Below are 24,817 nucleotides of genomic sequence, written 5' to 3'. Positions count from 1 at the left end.
AAATTAGTTGAATGGTTGTTTAAAAACGTTGATGTTTGATAAGAAGGGATTTAATACAATTAGCAAATAGGTTCACAGCTTAATTTCCACTTAAATATAATAATGGTTCTTCACACAATTCTTTTGAATCAAAATGCAAATCTTTACAATTTCATTCTTTTTCTTTTGTCTTGAAACAAAAGAAACAAAAATTCAAGACTTGGAAACGTAGGCTAAAATTCTGAACAATTTCCTAAAATCTCCAAACTCGGGCGGAAACGAAACTTTGCATTAAACTACTATTTTTGCCGCCACTCAAACAATGGATATTTTTTAACGGAAATTCTTCAAAATTTTTTAACGCCTCCGTTTCCGCGGTCGGTTTATACGAAATTTTAAAAATCAATTTCCATACAAAATTGAAGAACAAAAAATTCCAGCCTTTACAGACTGGAATAGTGATTTATAAAAGGAATTCATCCAGATGCTAAAAGCCATCAGCTATAAGCCTTTACTTCTTCAGATTCTGATCAAAATAATCCGTCACTTTCTGCATTAAATGTACTCTGTCTTTTCCGGCAACGTTGTGGGGATGCCCCGGGTACATGAAATAATCCAGCTGAACGCCATTGTCAACTGCGGATTTCAGGAATTTTACAGAGTGTTGCCAAACTACAACATCGTCCTGCGCCCCATGAATCATTAATAATTTTCCTTTTAAATTCTGAACTTTATCCAACAGATTCGAAGCTGCGTAGCCCTGCGGATTTTCCTGAGGAGAATCCATGTATCTTTCACCGTACATGATTTCGTACATGCTCCAGTCGATTACAGGACCACCTGCAACGCCAGCTTTGAACACATCGGGATGACGAAGCATAAAACTGGTTGTCATAAAACCACCAAAGCTCCACCCGTGAATTCCCAGTTTTTCTGAGTCTACATAAGGAAGAGATTTTAAATAGTCAACTCCTTTCATCTGGTCGTTCATTTCTGTGGTTCCAAGGTTTCTGAATACCGCCTGCTCAAACTTCAGACCACGGTTGGCAGAACCTCTTCCGTCCATTGTGAAAATGATATAGTCGTTCTGAGCCATATATTCGTACCAAAGGTTTCCCGAAGCCGGAAAAGTGTTATTGATCAATTGCAGATGCGGCCCATTATATAAATAAACAATAGCCGGATATTTTTTTGTAGCATCAAAATTGGTCGGAAGAATAATCTTTCCGTACAAAATTGTTCCGTCGTCAGCTTTTAAATTGATATTTTTAATCTCCGGTCTTGCATAATTTTTCAACGGATTTTCTGAGGTTAAAATGTTCTGAATTTTCAAGGTGTTTGTATTGATAACATTGACCTTTCTCGGAGTCGAAGCGTTTGAATATGTATCGTACAGATAGTTTCCATCGGCACTCAAGATTCCGGCATGCGTTCCTTCAGCATCGTCCAGTCTCTGTTTTTTATACGAATTCCAGTTGATTCTGTACAAATGTCTTTCAGTAGGGCTGACTTCTGTCGAAGTGTAATAAATCTCTTTTTTCTTTTCATTAAATCCTAAAATGTCGGTTACCAGCCAATCCCCTTTTGTAATCTGAGCGACCAAACCTTTCTCTAAACTGTAATGAAACAAATGGTTGTATCCCGTTCTCTGACTTTGCCAGATAAAATCGGTACTGGAATTCGGGAAAAACAAGAGCGGATGCTGTGGCTCAACATATTTATCGCTCTTCTCTTCGAATAAAGTTTTAACTAAATTTCCCGTTGCCGCATCGTACTGATTCATCTGTAAATGATTCTGTCCGCGGTTGAGAACGCCCACAAAAATATGTTTTGAATCGGGGCTCCAGGTAACTGCTGTTAAATACTGATCTTTTTCACCCTCAATTTTCAGGTAGACTGTAGATTCATTTTTAATATTAAAGACACCCAAAGTAACTTCGTGGGAAGTTTTTCCTGCCATTGGATATTTGATATTGGTGTTGACAGCGGGAGTTACAGACCAGTCGATGATGGGATAATCTGCTACCATCGTCTGATCCATTCTGTAGAACGCTACCGATTCAGAGTTGGGTGCAGGGAAAATTCCGGTGTCGATGCCGAATTCGTTTCTATGAACGTTTGACGCTCCAAAAAGGATATTTTCGTTCGATTCGTTGCTCACTGCTATTGTTTTTCCGTTTTTATTGACGAAAAGATTATTCTTATCCGTAAATGCAAAGGTTTGATTATCATTAAATACTTTCAGATTCTCTGCACTTTTGGGAGTTTCTGCAGACTTTTTAATTTTCCAGTCGCTGCCCGATTTTTCTACCCAGTTCATTTTACCGTTAGACATAAAATAACCTTTGGATGCGCCGGTAAATTTCACCTGCGGAATACCTTTCATCTTATTCTCTGCCAATCCTTTATTCAGTTGGTTCAAAGAAATCAGAGTATCCTGTTTTCCTGTTTTAAGATCTGTAATCAGATAACCGTTTTTTACTGCGTTAATGTAAGATTTCCCATCTGCAGACCATGAAAACTGGGAAATATTTTTCACAGCCAAATTGGTCCGCATACCATTGACAGCTTCTGCCATCGTGAATTTCTGGGTTTGCGCAAAAGCTGTTCCGCCCAAAACAATCATCATTAAAGATAATCTATGTAGTTTCATAAGTAAAATTTCATTTTTTTATCAATAATACCTCACCGGAGATGCAGACAATTGCTGATTAAACCATATTTGTACTACCGGTTTCATTATATTCAATAGAATCTTCCAAAAATAAGAAATAAATATCAGCCATTAAAAAGTCATTTACCTATGACTGTTTTATACACATAATGAATTTTTAAACTTTCCAAAAAATTTTTGTAAACACGATAAAAGTCCCGCTCAGCTCCTGAGTGGCGAGATCTTATAAATATTTACATTTTATTAAATGATCTGAAACTGAAAATTCAAGTACACTCTAAGTCTTCAATTGTCTGATCATTTTTCTATGATTACTGCACTGAAATAATTAATAAAATTAAAAAGTGCTTGTTTTCAATATATTATGTGTATATTTGTAGAATAATCAGGCACCTGCCGACGCTTACTCTGAAACTTCTGAGTTTACTCATTCTATCAGTCTTCGCTTTTACAGTCGCTAATTTTTGTCGTCACAGAACAGGTGCAGTACCTTTTTTCAACCTGAATAAGTTCAGGATCTAAAAATTTCCCACATCATTTTTTGCTTACAAATCGATTTATTATAGTTTTGACCTGCTGATCAGAACGGTAATGGCAACAGCCAAACAATTTTTCAGCAAATACAATAATTTTTTTAATACAATACAATGCAACAAGGAACAGTAAAATTCTTTAACGACACCAAAGGATTTGGTTTTATTACACCATCAACAGGCGGTCAGGACGTTTTCGTACACTCTTCAGGATTAGTAGATACTATCCGTGAAAATGATGTAGTAACATTCGACCTACAGAACGGAGCAAAAGGCGTTAACGCAGTTAACGTGAAAAAAGCGTAATCTCAGAAGACTAATCATCTTCATTAGTGATACAGGCAGATAATTTATTTTATCTGTCTTTTTTTGTGCCTGAAATACTGGTTTGATTAATATTATCTGTTGAAAAGCTTCTTAAACATCTGGTTTTCATCATACCTTTTCTGAGCAGCCTGATGCTGTTTTTTATCTGTCTATGACTGAGATTAAACATCCTGTTTTAAAAAATCAGCAATCATCTCATTTGCATGGTGTAATCAATCAGCTTTCTGGTCATTGAGAAAACACATTGCATGGCTGCAGGAAACTTTCTCACTATGAGAAAGATTGCTGCACGGGTGCGACTGACTTTCTCATATGCCTGAAAGGTTGTTGCGGGGGTGCGACAAACTTTCATGCTTACCTGCAAATCTATTGCACGGGTGCAGGGACGTCTATTGATGGGCTTTGATGCTTTTATCTTTTTTTGAGCCTGTTTAACTTTCATCAAAATTAATTTCCCCCGACCCTAAAGGGAGTTAATTTTGATGAAAGTTTCAAGGCATTTTTCCATCCTTTAGGGTCGGGTAAAAGAAAAATATCCTGAAAATTTGTTTTTTAATCATTTTTAAACAAGCTCTTATAACAGCAATAGTAGTTAGAATTGATCCCGTGAGGATTTCCTTTCTTGTGAAATCGAGGAAGGTGGTTTCTTAAAATACATTCTCTTATAGTGACTCAGTTCCATTTCTAAAACAGCACCTAGCCGTGATAGCAGCGGTTACCCCACAGCGAGCCCGGGCATCAGCGGTGGCGCGAGGAGTATGAGCGGATAGCACGAAACAGCTCCCAAAAAAATATGAGTAATGAGTAATGAGTAATGGGTAATGGATGATTGTTTTAAATGAGTTTATAGATTTTTGAGGTTAAATTTTTATTAAAATTAGATTTCTTATCCTAAATCAATGGACGGAAAATGAGTCTTGCCCTAAATTTGCTTCATAAAATAACAATTAAAAAATCAAAATATTATGTCTACAAAATGGAACCTTGACCCAACACACAGCGAAGTTACTTTTAAAGTAAAACACATGATGATCTCAAACATCAAAGGTCAGTTTAAAAGTTTTAATGCAGAAATTGATGCTGATGACGACACTTTCAAAAACGCAAAAGTGAATGCTACAATCGATGTAGATTCTATCTTCACCAACAACACCGACAGAGACAATCACCTGAAATCTGCCGAATTCTTCAATGCAGAAGCCAACCCAACTATCACTTTCGAATCTTCTTCTCTGAATGACGAAGTGGAAGGAAATCTTACCGTAAACGGCGTTACAAAACCTGTTGTTCTGAACGTGGAGTTCGGTGGTGTAAATGTTGACCCTTGGGGAAATACCAAAGCAGGTTTTTCTTTTGAAACTAAAATCAACAGAAAAGATTTTGGTCTGAACTGGAATGCAGCTCTTGAAGCAGGAGGTGTAATGGTAAGCGAAGAAGTGAAAATTGCCGGTGAGCTTCAGTTTGTAAAACAGGCTTAATACTTTTTTAATCTCACAAATTCAAACCTTCAAGGTTTTAAAAACCTTGAAGGTTTCCTATTTCTTACACTATGAATCTCCACGATCTCGAAAATATCAGCAGCGGTTTTAAATCTTCCCAGAAGATGCCTGTCCTCTTTCTTGGGCATGGCTCGCCGATGAATGCGGTAGAGGAAAATCAGTTTGTACAAGGATTCAGAAAAGCAGCTGCAGAAATTGAGAAACCGAATGCAATTCTCTGTATTTCGGCTCACTGGCTGACCGGAGGAACTTTTGTGACGGCTATGGAAATGCCGAAAACCATTCACGATTTCGGAGGTTTTCCGCAGGTTTTGTTTGATGTGCAGTATCCTGCTCACGGAAGTCCGGAACTGGCTGAGGAAGTGATCAGCATTCTGAATCCGATTGCTGAAGAAGATCACAGCTGGGGTCTTGATCATGGCGCGTGGTCGGTCATTAAACATATGTATCCCAATGCAGATATTCCTGTAATTCAGATGAGTATTGACTATAACAAGCCTCCTCAATATCATTTTGATTTAGGCAAAAGACTTTCAAAACTCAGAGAGAAAGGAATTCTGATTATCGGAAGCGGAAATATTGTTCACAACCTGAGAATGGTGGACTGGAAAAATATCAATACCGTTGGAGCCGGCTGGGACTGGGCGATAGAAGCAAGAGAAAAAACCAACAACTGGCTAACTGACGGAAATTTTCAAAACCTAATCGATTACAGAAGTCACGGAACATCCCTGGAATATGCAATCCCTACTCCCGATCATTACTATCCATTGCTTTATACTTTAGGTTTAAAAGAAAATTCAGAAAATCTCAAACTTTTCAATGATGAATTAATTGCGGGATCTCTCAGCATGACGAGCGTGAGAATTGGATAAAATTCTTCTTTTTTAATCACACAAAAAAGAGTATTATTGTATTCTATGAAGAAAACTCTATTACTTCTACTGATTATTCTGCCATTCTATATCTCATTTGCACAGACCGTTAAAGGAACTGTTGTAAATGATTTAGACAAACCAATTCCTCAGGTAAGCATTTATCTTGACGGAACTACCACTGCAACCACCTCAGCTGCGGACGGAAGTTTCAGCCTGAACATTCCGAACAGTAAAAATGGAGTTTTGGTTTTTCAGAAAGAAAATTTCGACACTTATACTGTCAATGTTTCAGAAGTTTTAAATAAAACTTTAAAAGTAGGTCTTCTAAAAGCCAGAAATATTGAAGAAGTAAAAATAATTCCTTACACTGAAGCAACATACAAACGTTACATCGGTCATTTTCTGAATGCTTTCATCGGTATGGACCACGAAAACGTTAAGATTAAAAATCAGAGAACACTGAAGTTTGCCTACGATTCTGAAAATAAAATTCTCCGTGTAAAAGCTCCCCAGACTTTAATCATTGAAAATAAAAACCTTGGATATACAATTCAATATAATCTGGTGGAATTTGTGTCTGAATTTGATCATCAAACCACAAGATTTTACGGAACCAGCTTTTTTACTGTGACAAATAACAACGCAAAAATGAAGCTCAACAGAATGAATGCCTTCGATGGAAGTCAGGTTCACTTTTTCAGGAGTGTTTTTGCTAAAAAAGTAGAATCAGATGGCTTTATTGTCAATCAGATAACGAAATTTCCAAATGAAAAATACCCTACACCAGCAGAACTTCAAAAGCTGAATGATTATACTACAAGCCTAAAAAGTAAACAGGCAATCTTAAGCATACCGTCTGACATTTCTGACATTGCAGGCAGAAAACGTACAGAACCTGCCTACAAAATCGCTATCACGAAGATGCGTATTCCTGAAACAGACTACACAAAAAATACAGATGGAAAACTGATTCTAGATTATGATTATATGATGCAAATTAACTTCAAAAAATATTTTTACGAATACAAAAAAGGTCAGTTTGTAAAAACAAAAAACCCGATTGTTCAGACATCATATCTGCATCCCGACGGTGAAACTTTTGAAATCAGCAGCGACGGAAACACTTCAAATCCCGGAATGCTTACCAATCAGGGCGAATTTGCAAACAATAAAATTGAAAATCTGCTGCCTTTAGATTATGAATTAGGCGACTAAACGCAAAAAAGCTTCCAGACCGGAAGCTTTCATCTTAAAAATTTGTTTTATTTTACTGAACTGCCTGCAAAACATTGATATTTCCATATCCGTAATCTGCATTTTTTGCTGGGTAGTACGTTGCCGACTGTCTCATTCTATTCAGAACCTGATCTCTCGTCCATGAAGGATTTTTAGACCAGACCAAAGCCGCAATTCCCGCAGAGGAAGCTGTTGCGACTGATGAACCGCCCACGTAATCTGTTTGTCCGTTATAATAACTCAAAACAGGAATATTGCTTCCTGAAGCTCTTTCCATCTGATAGGTAAAATCAATCTCTTCACCCGAATGGCAAACGTCACACTTCTGATTGGATGTATTTTCTTTCACGCCCGTCACTGCTTGTGTCTCTGGCATCCAGGCCGGGAAAATCACACCGACGAATGTTGTGAAGCTTGTGGAAGTTCCGCCAGCACAGAAGATGAGTTTTCCTTTTGAATAGGCATATTTCACACCGTCTTCAATTTTTCCTACCGAGAAAACATGTCCCATCGACATTGAAATGATCTTAACGCTTGCTGTATTTCCTAAATTGGTAAAAGCTGTTTTCACACCGTTCTGTTCGTGATAACCATCCAAAACTACATTTGAAGCTGCTCTGTACGAAATCAAATTAGCATTATATGCAACTCCAACTGGCTGTCCCTGATTATTTCTCGGTGCTGCCATCGCCGAAGCCATGCTCGTTCCGTGACCGCATTTGTCATCTGAACCATCGAAACCTGTACTCCACGGCCACACTGAATCTACATAAACTCCGTTTTTGCTGATGGTTCGTCCAGAAGAATTCCCGTTATTGAAGCTGCTGCCCAATAAACTTTGGTTGGAAGAAACTCCGGAATCAATCAAACCAATCGTCACTCCCGCTCCCGTGCTGTAGCTCCATGCGTTTGTGATGTTGTGTTTTGCAAATGACCAAGGTGCTTTTGCATTCGGCGTTACAGTTGTGTAGTCTGCTGCATTTAATGCTAAAGATTCATACCCACAACCTGAAGATGAACTTGATTTTGCTGCACCACTGAATTTATTTTCATTTTCAAAATAACGGTAGTCTGCAGGCTCAAGATAACGGATTTGTTTTAATTTTCTTAAAGCAATTACAGTTTCCTGCTTTTCAAGAACGACATCAATCTGATTTAAAAACTCGTCTGATGACAGTAAAATTCTATCTTTTTTGCCCTCATATTTTTCAATAGTCTGCAAAATCATGTTTTCAATCTCTTTGCTGTCGGGCGTTTCGCTTCGGTCGAAAGAATTCCCGAAACCGATGGATGCCAGTTTATTTCCCTGAAAAATACCGCTCCAGACAAAATGATCTGACGATTCTTTCCATGAAAAACGTTTTCCGGTTTTGATGGTTTCGTTGATTTTCTCATTGATTTGTTTTGCGGTAAGCGGATCTGTCTGTGTAATCTGAATTTCTGCAGGATTAGTCTGCAACTCGTCCTGACTGCATGATGTGAAAGCCAAAAAAGCCACAAGCATGCAAAATACTTTTGTTTTCATATTTAAAATTTTAAAATGTTTGGTGAAGCCAAGTTATTAATTTATACTGAAAGACAGAAGGTTGAAATTAAATTTAAACAAAAAAAAAGCTTCCGGATTGGAAGCTTACACTAAAGTAAATATATATTTTTATTTAAAAGTTCACCACAAATTTTCTCTCATTAATCAGCTCTGCAATTGCCAACATATCTTTCCCAATTAACCTGTCATCTTCCAGTTTGGCAACTTTTGAACGGAGAATGGCGTGGTTTTCTTCAATAATCTTCGAGCATTTTGCAGGTCTTCTGAATTCTAATCCCTGTGCAGCGAACATCAGTTCAACCGCTAAAATATTAACTAAATTCCCTAAAACCTGATTGAATTTTCTTCCTGAAATACTTCCCATGGAAACATGATCTTCCTGACCTAAACTCGTTGGGATAGAATCGGCCGATGCCGGAAAGCAAAGTGTTTTGTTCTCCGTAACCAAAGCCGCTCCGGTATATTGCGGGATCATAAATCCTGAATTTAAACCTGAACTTTCGGTCAGTAATCTTGGCAACCCATATTTTCCTTCCAATAATAAATAACTTCTTCTGTCTGAAATATTCCCAAGCTCAGCCGCTGCCAGAGTTGCATAATCTAATGGCATCGCAAGCAATTGTCCGTGGAAATTTCCTCCGGAAATAGATTCTTCAGCACTCAGAACAATTGGATTGTCTGTTACAGAATTCAATTCTATTTCGGTAAGTAGCTTTAAATGTTCGAAAGCATTTCTACTTGCCCCGTGCACTTGAGGAACACATCTCATGGAATACGGATCCTGCACTCTGTCGCAATATTCATGCGCTTTCAGGTTGTCTGAATTCTTTAAAAATTTCAGCATTCTTGCCGCTACTTTTTTACTTCCTTCAAAAGGTCTGATGTCGTGAAGTTCTTTTTTGAACGGACTTGCCGATCCTCTATACGCCTCAAGACTCATCGCTGCAGTCATATCCGCAAGATCCAGAAGGTATTCGAATTTTTCCAAACCTTTAATGGCATGAGCAAGGATAAACTGAGTTCCGTTAATCAATCCCAAACCTTCTTTGGGTCCTAAAACTAAGGGTTCAAGATTGTTTTTCTCTAATATTTCAGCAGTTTCGAAGATTTCGTTTCCAACCCAAACCTGTCCGAGTCCTAAAAGAGGTAAAACCAAATGAGACAGAGGCGCCAAATCTCCTGAAGCACCTACAGAACCCTGCTCTGGGACAACCGGAATAATGTCTTTTTCAAGCATTAAAATAAATCTTTCGATCACTTCCAGAGAAACTCCCGAAAAGCCTTTAGACAAGGCATGAACTTTCGCAATCATCATGATTTTTGAAAATTCTTTATCAATTGGTTTTCCTACACCTACCGCGTGAGAAATAATTAAATTATACTGAAGCTGTGCCGTCTCGTCAGCTGAAATTTTCGTATCACAAAGTGGCCCGAATCCAGTATTGATCCCATAAACACACTGATCAGACTCAACGATCTGCTTAACATTATTCTGAGATTTGATGATCTGATTTTTTGCCGCTACGCTGAGCATAGCTTTATTTGGAGTCTTACAGATTTCCAGAACATCATGGAAACTGAAAGTATCTATACCGTATATCATTCTAAAAAAATTTGGCTAAAAATACACATTTTGAAGCGAACTGGAAACGCTTTGAAATTGCATAAAATAATTCACCGCAACAACAATAAATTTTATATTTTTACCGCTTAATACAAAACTTATTTCCATGAAAATTAAAGCTTTACTATTAGCTCTTTCCGTAATGAGCATTTCTGCCTTCGCACAGGAGAAGGTAAAATACACCAAAGATCAGGTAAAAAAAATGGAACAGTACCTTTTTAACGAAGGATTTTCCGGGCCATCACCTAAAAAAATATCTACTCTTATTTTAAAAGATGGAAGCATTCATAAAGGATATTGCGATGATATTGAAATGAAAAAAGGTCAGATCTACGAAATTTCCATTAAAGACAGTGCTACAAAAAAACCTGGAAGATTTAATGCAGAGAAAATAAGTGAGATGTATATTTACCCTTCAAAATTTGAGAAAATTTTTAAAGCTGCAAAACACTACAGCAACGTAAGAAGCATGAATACCCATAAAATCAATAAAACATTCACCGACGACAGAATACAGTTTGTAAATCAGACCGTTTCTCTGAAAAATAAAAAGGATGATATGGAATTTCTAATGCAGACCGTTAATCCAGGATTTAACGATATCATAACCGTTTACCATGATCCAAGAGCGAAAGAAGTTGGTGGTTCATATATCGGGATGGGACCTAGACTGGGAAGCAATGCCGGAGTGGTCAAATCTTATTATGTAAAAAAAGGAGATAAAATAATGTGGCTTCATAAAGATGATTTTGATGATAACTACGATTTTCTTTTCGGAGACAACGCAGAATTTATGAAAAAATACCCTAAAAAATCTGTTGAGTGGGGCTTTTTCAGCTTTCTTGTTTATGAATATACTGAAATGAGCAACGGGTAAAATATAATTAAAACAAATACTAAAGCTGTAGAAATTTCTGCAGCTTTTCTTTTACTCTAAGGTCAACCTTCTACAGTCTGAGTTTTCCTGAAAATTAAAAGTGAAATTCATAGCAATTTTATAAAATATCACAACATAATGACAAAAAACTGTTTATTTTTTATATTTTTACACAAATAATCTGATTAGCAGTGGATTTTCAGATAAAATTACATTCATCAACCAAATCAAAATCTATCACATGAAAAGAAAATTCCTTTTTTTATATATTGTATTGAGCTTTATCCAGCTTAATGCTCAAGAGTTTGTAAGAGAATGGGGAACCTATTATGGGCCGGTAGATACTTTTTTTGGCAATGCTACTTTGAATACATTACAGTTTGACTCCAGTAACAATATCAACTTATTGGGAAGCACGCAAACCAATAGTGCATACCAGGCTTCTTACTACAATCAGTTTGCTACTTCGGGTGCAGGATATGACATCACAAAGGCATCTAATATTTTAACAGGGATTATCAATCCTTCCGGCGCAGCCGTATCTTCCGGTTATGTAGGCAATTCTCTTTCTTTTGACGCGCCAAATATGTCTTTTAATAATACAGGAGAAAGATTTGCCTATCAGTTCTCGAATACTGGAATTACAGGCACATCAGGAACCGCAGGAACATGGTTTCCAACAGCTGCAGCTGCTGAAGCAAATAAAATTTTGTTATCAAAATACAGCAATACCGGAGTTTTACAGTGGAAAACCTTTTTACCATCGCTAAATACTTCTATTAATGAAATAAACCATGACAGTGCTGGAAACACATTCATCATTGGTACAACACTTAATCAGAATATAGGTACCGCAGGATCTTTTCAACCTTCTTTTGTCATCAGATATGACAACAACGGAAACGTAATGTCAAATTCCTATATCGCAAAGCTCAACTCCTCCGGACAATTGGTTTGGGCAACCTATTTTCCTGCACAAATCCAGAGAATAAAATATTACAACGGAAATCTATACCTCACAGGAGGCGATGACGACGATCCGGCTTTAACGCAAATGGCTACCACCAATGCTTTTCAAAGCCTGAAAACAAATTTATCAATTACCAAACTGAATGCTGCTGATGGAAGCCGAATCTGGGGAACCTACTATGGACCTGCAGGCATCAATTTTTTGAATTTAAATTCAGGTATTGCCGTAAATGATACAGGGCTGTATGTCGCTGGAGACATCTTTGATTTCACCGGCAGTAACAATACTTATTTCAGCACACCGGGAAGTTTCCAGACCACACCTTTGGGAAGCGGTGATATCTATCTTACGAAATTCAACCACGATGGCGGTAGAGAATGGAGCACTTATTTCGGTAGCAGCTCGGATGATATATCGTCATTTAACAACAACAGCCTTTCGGTGTATGGAAGAGATATCTATCTTACGGGGGTTCAAACCGTTGCGCCTAACAGTGTTGCACCTGACAATCTGGCAACACCGGGAGCACATCTTTCCAGCCCACCACCCTATTCCGGACCAACCCATGTGGCACACAACTATTTATTCTTTGCTAAATTCAACAGTGACGGATCACGAGAATGGTCTTCTTACTATGGAGGAGCGGGAGCACAGCCTGGTTTTCCACCAAGCTTAAGCATTTCAGTATTTAATGCTGACACTTTCTATGTGTACGGAACCACAAGATCTACCATAGGGATTTCCTCCACGGGAGCAATTCAGCCAACCGGTGTACCTAATGTGTTAAATGGTTACATTGCAAAATTCAACCGAAAAGTATTATCTACTTCAGAAAATCCGGCACTGCAAGACCTTGTGCTGTACGATAATCCCAACAACGGTATTTTCACTATCGAAGGTCATGTTTTAAGAAAAAAAGATTTTAATCTAAACATTTTTGATATGTCCGGAAGATTGCTTTACACCCAGAAAATGAATGGAGAACAAAAGCAGATTTTTAATTATCAGGGAAGATTACAGACAGGAACATATTCTCTTCAGGTTTCTGCGGGAAAAGATTTTTCTAAGAATTTTAAAATGATTGTAAAATAATTTTGTAAAAAGACAATTTTACAAAGCTGCAGAAATTTCTGCGGCTTTTTTTGTTCTTTAAATTGCTTAATTTTGTCTTATGAATCCTTCTTTAGAATTACAGCTTAAAACTTTACCATCAGAACCAGGCGTTTATCGGTATTACGATAAAAACGAAAATCTTTTGTATGTAGGAAAAGCAAAAAATTTAAAGAAAAGGGTACTCTCCTATTTCAACAAAACACTTTCCGGATACCGCACCAGAATCATGGTCGGGAAGATTAACCGTTTGGAAACCACCATCGTAAACAGCGAATATGATGCGCTTTTACTGGAAAACAATCTGATAAAGGAACATCAGCCGTTTTACAACATCATGTTGAAAGACGACAAAACCTATCCGTGGATCTGTATTAAAAATGAAAATTTCCCAAGAATTTTTCTGACAAGAACCAAAATCAAGGACGGCTCAGAATACTACGGTCCGTATGCAAAAGTACGTCCCGCAAAGATTTTGCTGGATACGATTAAGCATATTTATAAACTCCGTACCTGCAATTTAAATTTAGCTCCGTCTAAGATTGATGAGGGCAAATATAAAGTCTGTCTGGAATATCACATCAAAAACTGCGAAGGCCCGTGTGAAGGACTGGAAAGCAAACAGGATTACGATGAAAAGATAGATGCCATCCGTGGAATTGTAAAGGGAGATTTCCGACTTGCGAGGGAATATCTTGTGAATCAGATGACGAAATATGCCTCGAATCTTCAGTTTGAAAACGCTCAGCAGATCAAAGAAAGACTGCATATTCTGGAAGATTATCAGTCGAAACATACGGTTGTAAATCCAAACATTGATGATGTAGATGTTTTTGCAATGACTAGTGATGAAACTGCGGCTTACGTAAATTATTTTAAAATCAGAAACGGAAATATCATCCAGAGTTTTACCACAGAAATCAAGAAAATGCTTGAGGAAACAGATGAAGAAATTATGGAGGAAGCTTTAATTGAAATCCGTCAGAAGTTTGATTCTGATTCAAAAGAAGTTCTTCTTCCCTTCCATTTATCTGTAGAAATTCCGAATGTAAAACTGATTGTTCCGAAGGTTGGCGACAAAAAGAGAATCGTTGAACTTTCAGAGAAAAATGCCAAGGAATACAGAATTGAGAAACTGAAACAGGTTCAGATTGTAGATCCTGAAAGACATTCCAACAGAATTATGGCTGAAATGCAGAAGCTGCTGAGAATGCCCGTTGAACCAAGACATATCGAAGGCTTTGACAACTCAAACATTCAGGGAACAAATCCCGTTTCTGCGTGTGTGGTTTTTAAAAATGGCAAAGCCAGTAAGGCAGATTACAGAATTTTTCACCCAAAAACTGTTGTTGGACCTGATGATTTTAAAACGATGGAAGAAGTCATCTACCGCCGCTACAAAAGAATGCTGGATGAAGGCGAAACTCTGCCTCAACTGATCCTTATTGACGGTGGAAAAGGACAACTTTCTTCCGCAGTGAAAAGTTTAAAACTTCTCGGACTTTACGGTAAAATTACCATTGTCGGAATTGCAAAAAGGCTCGAAGAAATTTTCTTTCCTGAAGATCCTATTCCATTGTATTTAGATAAAAAATCTGAAACGCTGAAAATTTTACAGCAGGTGCGTGACGAAGCCCACCGTTTTGGAGTACGACATCACCGGACGAGAAGAAAGAACTCAACCATCAAATCTGAACTGGAGGAAATTCCTGGTGTAGGTGGCAAAACGATCGAATTGCTTTTATCTAAACTGAAATCTGTCAAGAGAATAAAGGAAGCCAGTCTTGAAACTCTGGAGGAAATTTTAGGAAAATCTAAAGCGAAATTTGTCTACGCATATTTTCATAATGAATAAAAATTTTTAGATATAAAAAAATGCCCGGTTCATTGAAGAATCGGGCACTTTTATTTTTATAGATTTTAGTCTTTTTTGAAAGTCTGTTTCACATAAGAATTATCAGAAACGGGAAGTTCAATTACGATATTTCCATTTTCGAGATAAGCAATAGTATCGCTTCCGTTCTGCAGTTTTACTCTGAAAATATCATTTCGGGTCGTTGCTGTAAAGGTTGCAAAAGGTGTTGAGCTTTTATCAGCCAATATAAACTGTTTATCATTCAATTTAATTTTCTGGAATTTAATATTCTGATTGGTGTACATCTCCGCTCCTGAAGCTGGTTTTGTATCTTCTAACACTACTTCTCTTGTCGTCATTTCGGGCATATTGCTGCTTACCGAAGATTGAACCACAGAATTCTCCACCGGAACTGATGTCGGGACAGTAGTCATCGCCTGCTTCAAAGCATCCTGAAAACCTGCCTCAAATTCCTTGATAGACGACGCTCCTTTTTGGGTAGCAATCACCTTGTTGTTGCAGTCTTTAAACTTTACAATAACTTTATTTCTCAGCATTCCACTGTCATTCTCCACGTCTGCGAGAAGAACGTTACACGGATTCTGCATGGCTGCTGCAGGCCATTCGTTTCGGTTAGCAGGCAAAACAGTATATTTTTTTGAGTTTAAAGATTTAATTAAAGCTTTATCCAAACCATAATTGCTGTCTTTAAAACCTTCAAATTTCTCTGCAAGAGAGATATATTGGTAATCTGAAACTTTCTGTGCAAAAATTACAGAAAAGCTCAGCATTGAAAAAGCAATGGCTAATTTTTTCATTTTCTAAATTTAATTTACATTATTTCTACATCAGCATATGGCTAAAAGCAGATTAGTCGTTTCTGAATTCTCCGATGTCAAGCTTTAAAGAAAAGAAATTCGAGTAAAAATTAGATGCTCCGATTCCAGAGTTGCTGATGGCATAATCCAAAGTTAGACCTCTATATCTGATCCCGATACCCGCACTTGGCTGGAAAGAAACTTTTCTGCTCAAATCTTCAATATCTGTAATCGACTGAAATCTGTTGACCCCCAAACGAACGAAAATCATTTTCTGGTAACCAAATTCTGCTCCGGCATACGGTGTAATACTTGCAAAATCCGTTGATAGCAAAGCTGCCGTCTTAGCAAAATCTACATTGATTCCTGCTTCCGGAAGAATATACATTGTATTGTTGATGGCGAAATTTTTACTGACACCCATATTTAATTTAGGCATCGTTAATTCCATTTTATCGGTCGGTGCTGGGTTAAATTCTTCCCCATTCACCACTGTTGACAATTCTTTCTGATTTACATTCCAGAAATTGACTGTTGTGGTTGCATCTCTTAACATCGCACCGATTTTATAACCGCTGTCTAATTTGTAGATTGCTCCCACATCAAACCCGAAACCATATCCGCTGGCAAATTTTCCTACATTTCTGTAAACAATTTTGGCATTTACCCCCACGTCAAGATTTTCGCTTCCTCCGGGACGGAATGCATAGGATAATATTCCGGCGTAGTCTGACTGAGAAAACTGGGTGATTTTGTCATAATCTATATTTCCTTCAGCATCGATTAACTGTGTTGTATTTAAAATATTATCAACTCCCAACCTTACGACTGAGACTCCGAATACACCGTTTTCTAAAACTTTAGCATACGCTAAATAATCATATTTCGCTATCGATTCGAAATACTCTGCGTGCATCGCTGCCCCCTGCCAGTCTTTCTGAATACCCAAAAGTCCCGCGGGATTCCACATCGGTGAATAGACGTCGTCCTGATTGGAGATGACAGCTCCACCCATCCCTAAACCTCTTGCACCTGCACCGATATTCAGGAATTCGTTGGAATATTTTCTTACAATCTGTGCCTGAGAAATCCCAAAAGCCAATGAGAAAACCAGTAAAAAATATTTTTTCATCATATAAATTGATGCTTATTTGAGTTGTTTTTGTTTTTTTGCTTTTATAAAACCGTTCACCACAATGGCTAAAATCATTACCAGTGAGGCCACGTAAAATACTGAACTCATGTGCTCTGATTCTCCAAAGATAAAAAAAGCTAATATAATTCCGTAGACCGGTTCTAAATTTACTGTTAAAATTAAGGTAAATGGCGAAATATATTTCATCAGCTTCACAGATTCGAGCATTGGAAAGGCCGTAAACCCGCTTGCCAGCAAGACTATTAACGCAATATCACGCAAATTTATTTCATTTAAAGTAAAAAACTGACCTGTAACCAGATAAATAATCATTAAAATAAACCATCCGGAAAAAATTTCATAAAAAATAATGTTTCCCGAACTGGTTTTGCCAAACATTTTACCGTTAAAAACTGAAAATATCGTCCCAAAAACTGCACATAAAATTCCGTAAAAAATACCTTCTTTGTATTGGAATTCTGTTTTAAAAATGAGAAGAATACATGCTACGATTACGGTTCCCATGATGACCTCGGTCAAATCGATTTTTCTTTTAAAAATAATCGGTTCCATGATGGAAGCGAATAAAGTGGATAGTGAGAGACAACTTAGAGCTATGGAAACATTCGAAACTTTAATGGAATAAAAAAAACAGTACCAGTGCAGCGCCATAGCAAAACCAATTCCTGCAAGCTGAAAAAAAAGCTTTTTTGAAATTTTAATGCTTTCTTTTTTAAATATTCTTAAATACAGATACAGAAATAGGGCAGCAAAAAGCATCCTGTAAAATACAAGCACGGGAGCAGACGAAGTAATCAGTTTTCCTAAAATCGCTGTAAAACCCCAGAGAAAAACGATAAAATGCAGCCTGAAAAGAGCCTGTTGCTTCATGTAGTCTGATAAATTTTAAACACAGCAAAAGTACGAATTAGATAGGCTGATTGGGTATAAAACTTTTCGAAAGTATGCGCACAAAAAAACCCTGAAAATCTATGAAACTTTCAGGGCCTTCAAATAATAAACTATTAAAAAAATAAACTAGGAACTTAGAGCGTAAACAAAGATGTTATCCCGTTTATCTCTACTGTAAAATTAGCAAAAGTATTGCCAAAATCAAAGAGGTGCATAGTTAAAAATTTCATAATTTTCTGAATACCACATATTTAATCACTAAAAATTCTTATTTATCTCATTTATCTAAAAGTAGTATATTTAAAAACGCAATAAAATAAAATTTAATGGATTTAGAATTCAATAAAAGAGAAGATCAAAATAAACTCAAACTTTCTGAAATCAACAGAATTTTTAAAGAAATAAAAAAGGGTGGTGGCGAAAAACGACTGCAGAAGTTACGTGATGAAGGAAAGATGACCGCAAGAGAAAGAATTGAATATCTTCTGGATAAAGATTCTGATTCTATAGAGATAGGTGGTTTTGCCGGATATGAAATGTACGAAGAGCACGGCGGATGCCCAAGTGGCGGCGTTGTAGTGGTGATGGGATATGTTGCAGGAAAGCAGTGTTTGGTTGTAGCCAACGATGCTTCTGTAAAAGCTGGAGCCTGGTTTCCTATTACAGGAAAGAAAAACCTGAGAGCTCAGGAAATCGCCATGGAAAACAGACTTCCAATTATTTATCTTGTAGATTCTGCCGGAGTTTATCTTCCGATGCAGGATGAAATTTTCCCTGATAAAGAGATGTTTGGAAGGATTTTCAGAAATAATGCTAAAATGAGTGCTGCCGGAATTATCCAAATTTCTGCGGTAATGGGAAGTTGCGTTGCTGGTGGTGCTTACCTTCCGATTATGAGTGACGAAGCAATGATTGTTGACAAAACAGGTTCTATTTTCCTTGCAGGAAGTTATCTTGTAAAAGCTGCGATTGGTGAAACAATCGATAATGAAACTTTAGGTGGCGCAACAACACACTGCTCTATCTCTGGAGTGACTGATTATAAAGCAAAAGACGATAAAGATGCTTTAGACAGAATCAAAAATATTATGAAATCTGTAGGAACCTACGACAAAGCAGGCTTCGACAGAATTGAAAGTTTCCCACCGAAAGAAAATATTGAAAACATTTTTGGAATTATGCCTGTTTCGAGAGCAGATCAATATGATACTCTGGAAATCATCAAATGCCTTGTAGACAATTCTGAATTCGAAGAATACAAGCCGGACTACGGAAAAACAATTATCTGCGCTACTGCGAGAGTCGACGGATGGTCTGTAGGAATTGTTGCCAACCAGAGAAAACTGGTAAAAAGCGGCAAAGGTGAAATGCAGTTCGGTGGCGTGATTTATTCTGATTCAGCTGATAAAGCAACCAGATTTATTGCGAACTGCAACCAAAGAAAAATTCCTCTCATCTTTTTACAGGACGTAACAGGATTTATGGTCGGTTCAAAATCAGAACACGGCGGAATCATTAAAGACGGAGCTAAAATGGTAAACGCTGTTTCCAATTCCGTAGTTCCTAAATTCACGATTATTACAGGAAATTCTTACGGTGCCGGAAATTATGCGATGTGCGGAAAAGCTTACGATCCGAGATTAATTGTGGCTTGGCCATGGGCAGATTTAGCAGTGATGGGAGGTTCTCAGGCAGCGAAGGTTTTAGCCCAAATCCAGGAATCTACTTTGAAAAAACAGGGAAAAGAAATTACCGAGGAAGAGCACCAAGAAATCCTCGATTCTATTACAAAAAAATATCAGAAACAGACTGAAGCAACTTATGCAGCTTCACGATTGTGGACAGATGCCATCATCAATCCAGTTGACACCAGAAAATGGATTTCGATGGGTATTGAAGCAGCAGATCACTCTCCGATTACTGAGAAATTTAATTTGGGAGTGATACAGGTCTGATTTATTTGATTATTTCTAAAATTTTATATAAAGCCTTGCAGATTGCAGGGCTTTCTCGTTAATAATATTATAGATCAATTTTTAAAGTATGGTTTTTGCAGTACATTTCACAAAACACATGATGAAGAATTTTGTTTAATTTTACATAAACTAAAAACTATGAAAACTTTACTAACTTTAATCCTGACTGTTGCGAGTCTTCTGGTTTCGGCACAATGCCAGATTTTGGGCTTACCAACAGTAAAAGTGGGCGACAGCCTGCAACTTATGTCTGATACCGCCGCAAAATGCAACGACTGCTACCTGTGGAAAATCTCTTCTGAAGATTTCCTTTCTGTACAATCTTCAGCTGAAGGAAAAATTTCGTTAGAAGCCCTGAAAGCGGGAACAGTAAAAGTAAGTCTAACGGTAGAAACCGCTGACGGAAATCTGACTTGCCAAAGAGATGTAGAAATTCAAAATCCTTCGCAGGTGAAAGAAAAGAAGTGTGATGTTGAGATTACAGATTTTAAAGATGTAAAAGTAGACAAAAACACGATGTCTTTTTTCCCGAATGTAATTTCACAAAAATATTCCTATCGTTGGAAAGCTTTTTATGCAGATGGATCTACCAAAGAGTCTGAAGAAAAAATTCCACAATTTACCAATAATCCAAATTCCGTCATTAATGCTGTGGAGGTACAGATCATTAACAAAATGACTCTTTGTACGTCAATTATCACAAGAACATTTGGAGAAAAAGTCTGGTTTCCAAGAGTCGAGAAAGTGGAACAGCGAAGATACATTCAGGGAAGCTATCAGCAAAACCCAAGTAAAAAATGATGATTTCTCTAAGTAAATTTAATTCAAAATTATTATGTTAAGTTTTCAAATAATTTAAATTTAAATTCACAAAACCTTTATCCATCAGCAAAATTTGAAATTTACAACAGTGAAAATTTCATATATTATGTTAAATAATTCTAAAGAATCATAAAAAATTGCGTTTTAAAAGAAAAAGGAAAGATTATTGTTGAGTCATAATCACCCTTAATAACCACCTTTTAGAATTAGTTAACGATGCGATTGAGTTATGAGAAGATATTTTGTGGTTTTTATCAGCCTTTATACGATTTTTTTACTTTATATGATGTTTTTTGCTTCCGGAAGAGAAGCTTCAGAGGTTTCATATTTACAGATGCAGCCATTTATTACGATACAGCATTTTTTTACAGATGATGTAGACAGTGAAGCATTTTTAGTCAACATTGTCGGAAATGTTTTTGTGTTCAGCCCTTTTGGCTGGCTGGGTTTGTGTATCAGGAAATTTAATTCACTGGTTCCTATCACAGCATTCTTCCTGGTAATAATTACTGTAATAGAATCTATTCAGTATATATCCGGAAGAGGTGTTGCAGACATTGATGATGTTTTTCTCAACACGCTCGGAATGTGTATCGGTTTTATTTTATTTAAATATGCAACGTGGAAAAACATTGCCAATATCAAGTTCCATTTTGAACTTATTGAAGACAGAAAAACACTGGAAACGGCTTAGTTACAACCTTTAAGATTATTTTTTACTATAAAAAAAGCTTGAAATACAATATTTCAAGCTTTTTTGTTATGTTAAATTGATACTTATTACGAAAAGAAAACTCCGGTTTTAAATCGTTCTTTGTTTAATTTTTTATTGACAGCCAATCCCCAAAGAACAAATTCTTTTAAAAATAACTGATCTTCCGCTTTAGTATCAGGCTGATATTTTTTAATTAAATCATTTAAAGGTTCGATTTTATTCAGATGGTTCACATAATTTTCGTCAGAAGCATCGTCTGTGATTTCCAGAAAGCCTTTATCATCTAAAAACCATTCTATTATTGAATCATAAGCCGTTGGAGCATCTTTGCGGTGCAGCTTTTCTATCTTCGGAAAATTCAATGCGAAAAGTGTTCTTACAGCATTGTCAATCAACATTTCAGCAACAAATTCGGCACCTTCCTGCTCGCCTTCGTAAACCAGCTCAACTTTTCCTGTGATGGCAGGAATTATTCCCACAAAATCACTTAATCTCACGTTTGTTTTTTCAGCTCCGATAATCAAAGCGCGTCTCTCGGCTGTGCTTAAAAGATTTTCGAAAGCAGTAATGCTCATTCTTGCACTTACACCACTTTTAGCATCTACATACTCACTTTCACGGGCTTCAAAACCAATTTGTTCCAAAAGATCTTTTGCGAGTTCAGGAACGTAAATCGTTTCATTCTGTCTCTCATCAAGTGAAGATTCGTATTTCGTAATTTCTTTAGCAGTATTGATATTTTCGGGATAATGTGTTAAAATCTGAGAACCGATACGGTCTTTCAAAGGTGTCACAATGCTTCCTCTGTTGGTATAATCTTCCGGATTTGCAGTAAATACAAACTGAAGATCCAAAGGCATTCTCACTTTAAAACCTCTGATTTGAACATCACCTTCCTGCAAAATATTAAACAGAGAAACCTGAATTCTCGCTTGTAAATCCGGCAATTCATTAATCACAAAAATACATCTGTTAGCTCTCGGAATCATCCCAAAATGAATAACACGGTCGTCGGCGTAAGAAAGTTTAAGATTCGCAGCCTTGATGGGATCAATATCGCCAATCAAATCTGCAACCGTCACGTCTGGAGTAGCCAGTTTTTCGAAAAATCTGTCATCACGGTGAAGCCATTCTATAGGAGTATTGTCGCCCTCGGTTTCAATTAATTCTTTGGCAAATCTTGAGATTGGTTTTAAAGGATCATCATTAATTTCACTTCCTGCTACAAACGGAATCCATTCATCCAGAAGCGTTGTCATCATTCTCGCCAATCTTGTTTTTGCCTGACCTCTCAAACCAAGTAAATTGATATTGTGTCGGCTTAAGATTGCCTGTTCCAATTGCGGAATTACGGTATCTTCATACCCGAAAATCCCTTCGAAAACTGTTTCTTTATTGCGAATTTTGATTATTAAATTTTCTCTTAATTCATCTTTAATGCTTTTTACTTTATAGCCTGATGCCTTTAGCGAACCTAGTGTTTTGATATCTGGTTTTGCTGTCATTGTATTTAAAATCTGATTTAATATTAATATGAAAATGCCTGTTTTAGCATTAAAATTTAAATTTTAGCGAATTCTTTTTTTACGGTTCGCCTCGTAATCCTGGAAGATCATTTCACCCAAACCGTTTAATCCGGTATAGAAAGCTTTGCCTTGATTGGCTTGTGTAAATTCATTGACAAACTGCTGAAGGTAAGAATCCTGAGCAATCATAAATGTAGTGATTGGAATATGTAATCTACGAGCCTGAGCCGCCATATTGTAACATTTCTGAACCACATATTCATCTAAACCATAAGAATTTTTGTAGTAAGTACCGTCGGGTTCACGCACACAACTTGGTTTGCCATCAGTAATCATGAAAATCTGCTTGTTGGTATTTCGTTTTCTGCGGAGAATATCCATCGCCAACTGCAGTCCGGCAACGGTGTTGGTATGGAAAGGCCCCACCTGTAAATACGGTAATTCCTGAATTTTAACAGGCCAGGCGTCATTTCCAAAAACGATGATGTCTAATGTATCTTTCGGATATCGGGTCGTGATTAATTCGGCAAGAGCCATCGCCACTTTTTTGGCAGGTGTGATGCGGTCTTCACCATATAGAATCATACTGTGGCTAATGTCTATCATTAAAACCGTACCCATTTGTGACTGATGAATACTGTCTTCCACAATCAAATCATCTTCCGTTAAATGAAAATCTCCGATTCCATTATTGATTTGGGCATTTTTCAGACTTTCCGTCATTGAGATTTTCTCCAGAGAGTCGCCAAAATTGTAGTTTCGGAACTCTCCCGTGCTGTCTTCCCCCGTTCCGCTTTTATTGGTTTTATGATTTCCAATTCCACTCTTGGCTATGTTTCCGAAGATTTGTTTAAGTGCCTGCTTCCGGATATTCTGTTCCATTTTGGCGCTCAAGGTCACACCATTGCTAGATCCGTCGGGTCTTATTTCTTCACGAATGAAACCTTTCTTTTTTAAATCTTCAATAAAATCATCGATTGAATATTCGGGAGTGGTAAGTTTATATTCCTCGTCCAGCATTCTCAGCCATTCTATAGCTTCATCAAAATCTCCTGAAGTATGGGTTAAAAGATCGGTGAAAATTTCCAGCAACCTGTCGAAAACCGAAAGTTCCGGTGCTTTATAATTTTCAAATCTGAAACCGCTTACAGTTCGTTCTTTCATAAGATAAAGTTACAACATAAATTTTGAGACTTCTAAGAGATTTAATCTATTTCACTATTTATTAACAGAAATAACTGTGAAGGTAGAAGCTCTAAATCTAAATCAGCATTAAAATGACTGTTTAAAAAGATTCAGAGTTTAGAATTATTAAAAACTTCTACAAAAATGTCTGAAAAAACAAAATGTTTCTTAGGTAATTGGTGTTGGTGTTTGAGATTTTAAAGAGTGGAGTTTGAAGGATGGGTAATCATTGGTGTTTGATGACTGACAGTTAACAGTTGATGGCATAGAGCCTGACTAGTATTCCAGGTGCCTGAAACGCACCAGTGTTGTCTCAATGACTGATATTATCACAATTTTCCGCATCCCGAAATCCGCATCCCGATAATCCCGCCCTAACTTCACAGTCCGTATCTCGTATCCGGCATCTCGCATCTTGAACCTTGAATGTTGAATCTTGAATCTTGGATCTTGGATCTTGGATCTTGGATTTTGAATCTTGAACCTTGAATATTTTCCTGCGTCAGGAGCAAAAAAAAGTCTCATACAAATGAATGTATGAGACTTTTAAATAAAAACTGGCGGCGACCTACTCTCCCGCTTTCGCAGTACCATCGGCGCTGGTGGGCTTAACTTCTGTG

General features: G+C 37.2%; 18 protein-coding genes. 10 read left to right on the top strand and 8 right to left on the bottom strand.

Annotated features, from left to right (window positions below; genetic code table 11):
- Positions 1-490 precede the first annotated feature (490 nt).
- Positions 491-2,632, bottom strand: a complete 2,142-nt coding sequence (locus IC610_RS16840) for a S9 family peptidase (protein ID WP_191737884.1) — start codon at positions 2,630-2,632, stop codon at positions 491-493.
- Positions 2,633-3,300: 668 nt separating this feature from the next.
- On the opposite strand from IC610_RS16840, the gene IC610_RS16835 reads away from it, so the two are divergent.
- From IC610_RS16835 to IC610_RS16820, 4 genes are all read left to right on the top strand, one after another.
- The gene (locus tag IC610_RS16835) at positions 3,301-3,492 is read left to right on the top strand and encodes a cold-shock protein (RefSeq protein WP_056074789.1); all 192 of its coding nucleotides are present in this window, start codon (positions 3,301-3,303) and stop codon (positions 3,490-3,492) included.
- A gap of 986 nt (positions 3,493-4,478) precedes the next feature.
- Positions 4,479-4,991, top strand: a complete 513-nt coding sequence (locus IC610_RS16830) for a YceI family protein (RefSeq protein ID WP_056083986.1) — start codon at positions 4,479-4,481, stop codon at positions 4,989-4,991.
- Positions 4,992-5,062: 71 nt separating this feature from the next.
- Positions 5,063-5,887: a 4,5-DOPA-extradiol-dioxygenase gene (gene ygiD / locus IC610_RS16825; RefSeq protein WP_191737883.1), complete on the top strand. Its 825-nt coding sequence runs from the start codon at positions 5,063-5,065 to the stop codon at positions 5,885-5,887.
- A gap of 45 nt (positions 5,888-5,932) precedes the next feature.
- The gene (locus IC610_RS16820; RefSeq protein WP_191737882.1) at positions 5,933-7,105 is read left to right on the top strand and encodes a carboxypeptidase-like regulatory domain-containing protein; all 1,173 of its coding nucleotides are present in this window, start codon (positions 5,933-5,935) and stop codon (positions 7,103-7,105) included.
- Between the two features lie 52 nt (positions 7,106-7,157).
- On the opposite strand, the gene IC610_RS16815 is transcribed toward IC610_RS16820, so the two are convergent.
- A complete protein-coding gene (locus tag IC610_RS16815; protein WP_191737881.1) occupies positions 7,158-8,651 on the bottom strand; it encodes a S8 family peptidase in 1,494 nt (497 codons plus the stop codon).
- Between the two features lie 133 nt (positions 8,652-8,784).
- Complete coding sequence (hutH, locus tag IC610_RS16810; RefSeq protein ID WP_191737880.1) at positions 8,785-10,275, bottom strand: histidine ammonia-lyase; 1,491 nt, start codon at positions 10,273-10,275, stop codon at positions 8,785-8,787.
- A gap of 127 nt (positions 10,276-10,402) precedes the next feature.
- Here hutH and IC610_RS16805 point away from each other — a divergent pair, with 127 nt between their 5' ends.
- From IC610_RS16805 to uvrC, 3 genes are all read left to right on the top strand, one after another.
- Positions 10,403-11,173 carry a hypothetical protein gene (locus tag IC610_RS16805; protein ID WP_056083968.1) on the top strand — a complete coding sequence of 257 codons (771 nt, stop codon included), beginning with the start codon at positions 10,403-10,405 and terminating at the stop codon, positions 11,171-11,173.
- Positions 11,174-11,414: 241 nt separating this feature from the next.
- Positions 11,415-13,235 (top strand): T9SS type A sorting domain-containing protein, encoded by a 1,821-nt coding sequence (locus IC610_RS16800; protein ID WP_191737879.1) that lies wholly within the window; start codon positions 11,415-11,417, stop codon positions 13,233-13,235.
- A gap of 79 nt (positions 13,236-13,314) precedes the next feature.
- Positions 13,315-15,108: an excinuclease ABC subunit UvrC gene (gene uvrC, locus IC610_RS16795; protein ID WP_191737878.1), complete on the top strand. Its 1,794-nt coding sequence runs from the start codon at positions 13,315-13,317 to the stop codon at positions 15,106-15,108.
- Positions 15,109-15,173: 65 nt separating this feature from the next.
- Here the strand turns inward: uvrC and IC610_RS16790 are convergent, their stop codons facing one another.
- From IC610_RS16790 to IC610_RS16780, 3 genes are read right to left on the bottom strand one after another with little or no spacing between them, the layout of a single operon-like run.
- Entirely contained in the window at positions 15,174-15,926 is a 753-nt protein-coding gene (locus IC610_RS16790; RefSeq protein ID WP_191737877.1) for a hypothetical protein, read from the bottom strand.
- Between the two features lie 52 nt (positions 15,927-15,978).
- A complete protein-coding gene (locus tag IC610_RS16785; RefSeq protein WP_056083956.1) occupies positions 15,979-17,061 on the bottom strand; it encodes a putative type IX sorting system protein PorV2 in 1,083 nt (360 codons plus the stop codon).
- A 12-nt stretch (positions 17,062-17,073) separates the two neighbouring features.
- Positions 17,074-17,952 carry a DMT family transporter gene (locus tag IC610_RS16780; RefSeq protein WP_191737876.1) on the bottom strand — a complete coding sequence of 293 codons (879 nt, stop codon included), beginning with the start codon at positions 17,950-17,952 and terminating at the stop codon, positions 17,074-17,076.
- Positions 17,953-18,299: 347 nt separating this feature from the next.
- Here IC610_RS16780 and IC610_RS16775 point away from each other — a divergent pair, with 347 nt between their 5' ends.
- From IC610_RS16775 to IC610_RS16765, 3 genes are all read left to right on the top strand, one after another.
- Entirely contained in the window at positions 18,300-19,928 is a 1,629-nt protein-coding gene (locus IC610_RS16775; protein ID WP_191737875.1) for an acyl-CoA carboxylase subunit beta, read from the top strand.
- 159 nt (positions 19,929-20,087) lie between these two features.
- Positions 20,088-20,750 (top strand): hypothetical protein, encoded by a 663-nt coding sequence (locus tag IC610_RS16770; RefSeq protein WP_191737874.1) that lies wholly within the window; start codon positions 20,088-20,090, stop codon positions 20,748-20,750.
- A 250-nt stretch (positions 20,751-21,000) separates the two neighbouring features.
- Complete coding sequence (locus IC610_RS16765; protein ID WP_191737873.1) at positions 21,001-21,465, top strand: VanZ family protein; 465 nt, start codon at positions 21,001-21,003, stop codon at positions 21,463-21,465.
- An 86-nt stretch (positions 21,466-21,551) separates the two neighbouring features.
- Here IC610_RS16765 and IC610_RS16760 read toward each other — a convergent pair whose 3' ends face one another.
- Both IC610_RS16760 and IC610_RS16755 read right to left on the bottom strand, forming a co-directional pair.
- Positions 21,552-22,991, bottom strand: coding sequence for an AAA family ATPase (locus IC610_RS16760; RefSeq protein ID WP_191737872.1), 1,440 nt, complete (start codon positions 22,989-22,991; stop codon positions 21,552-21,554).
- Between the two features lie 63 nt (positions 22,992-23,054).
- On the bottom strand, positions 23,055-24,176 hold the full coding sequence (locus IC610_RS16755; protein WP_191737871.1) for a vWA domain-containing protein: 1,122 nt from the start codon (positions 24,174-24,176) through the stop codon (positions 23,055-23,057).
- Positions 24,177-24,817 lie beyond the last annotated feature (641 nt).

Origin of the sequence: Chryseobacterium caseinilyticum (genome assembly GCF_014837145.1) — a bacterium.
GTDB lineage: Bacteria > Bacteroidota > Bacteroidia > Flavobacteriales > Weeksellaceae > Chryseobacterium > Chryseobacterium caseinilyticum.
This window is presented reverse-complemented; position numbering and strand designations above follow the sequence as displayed.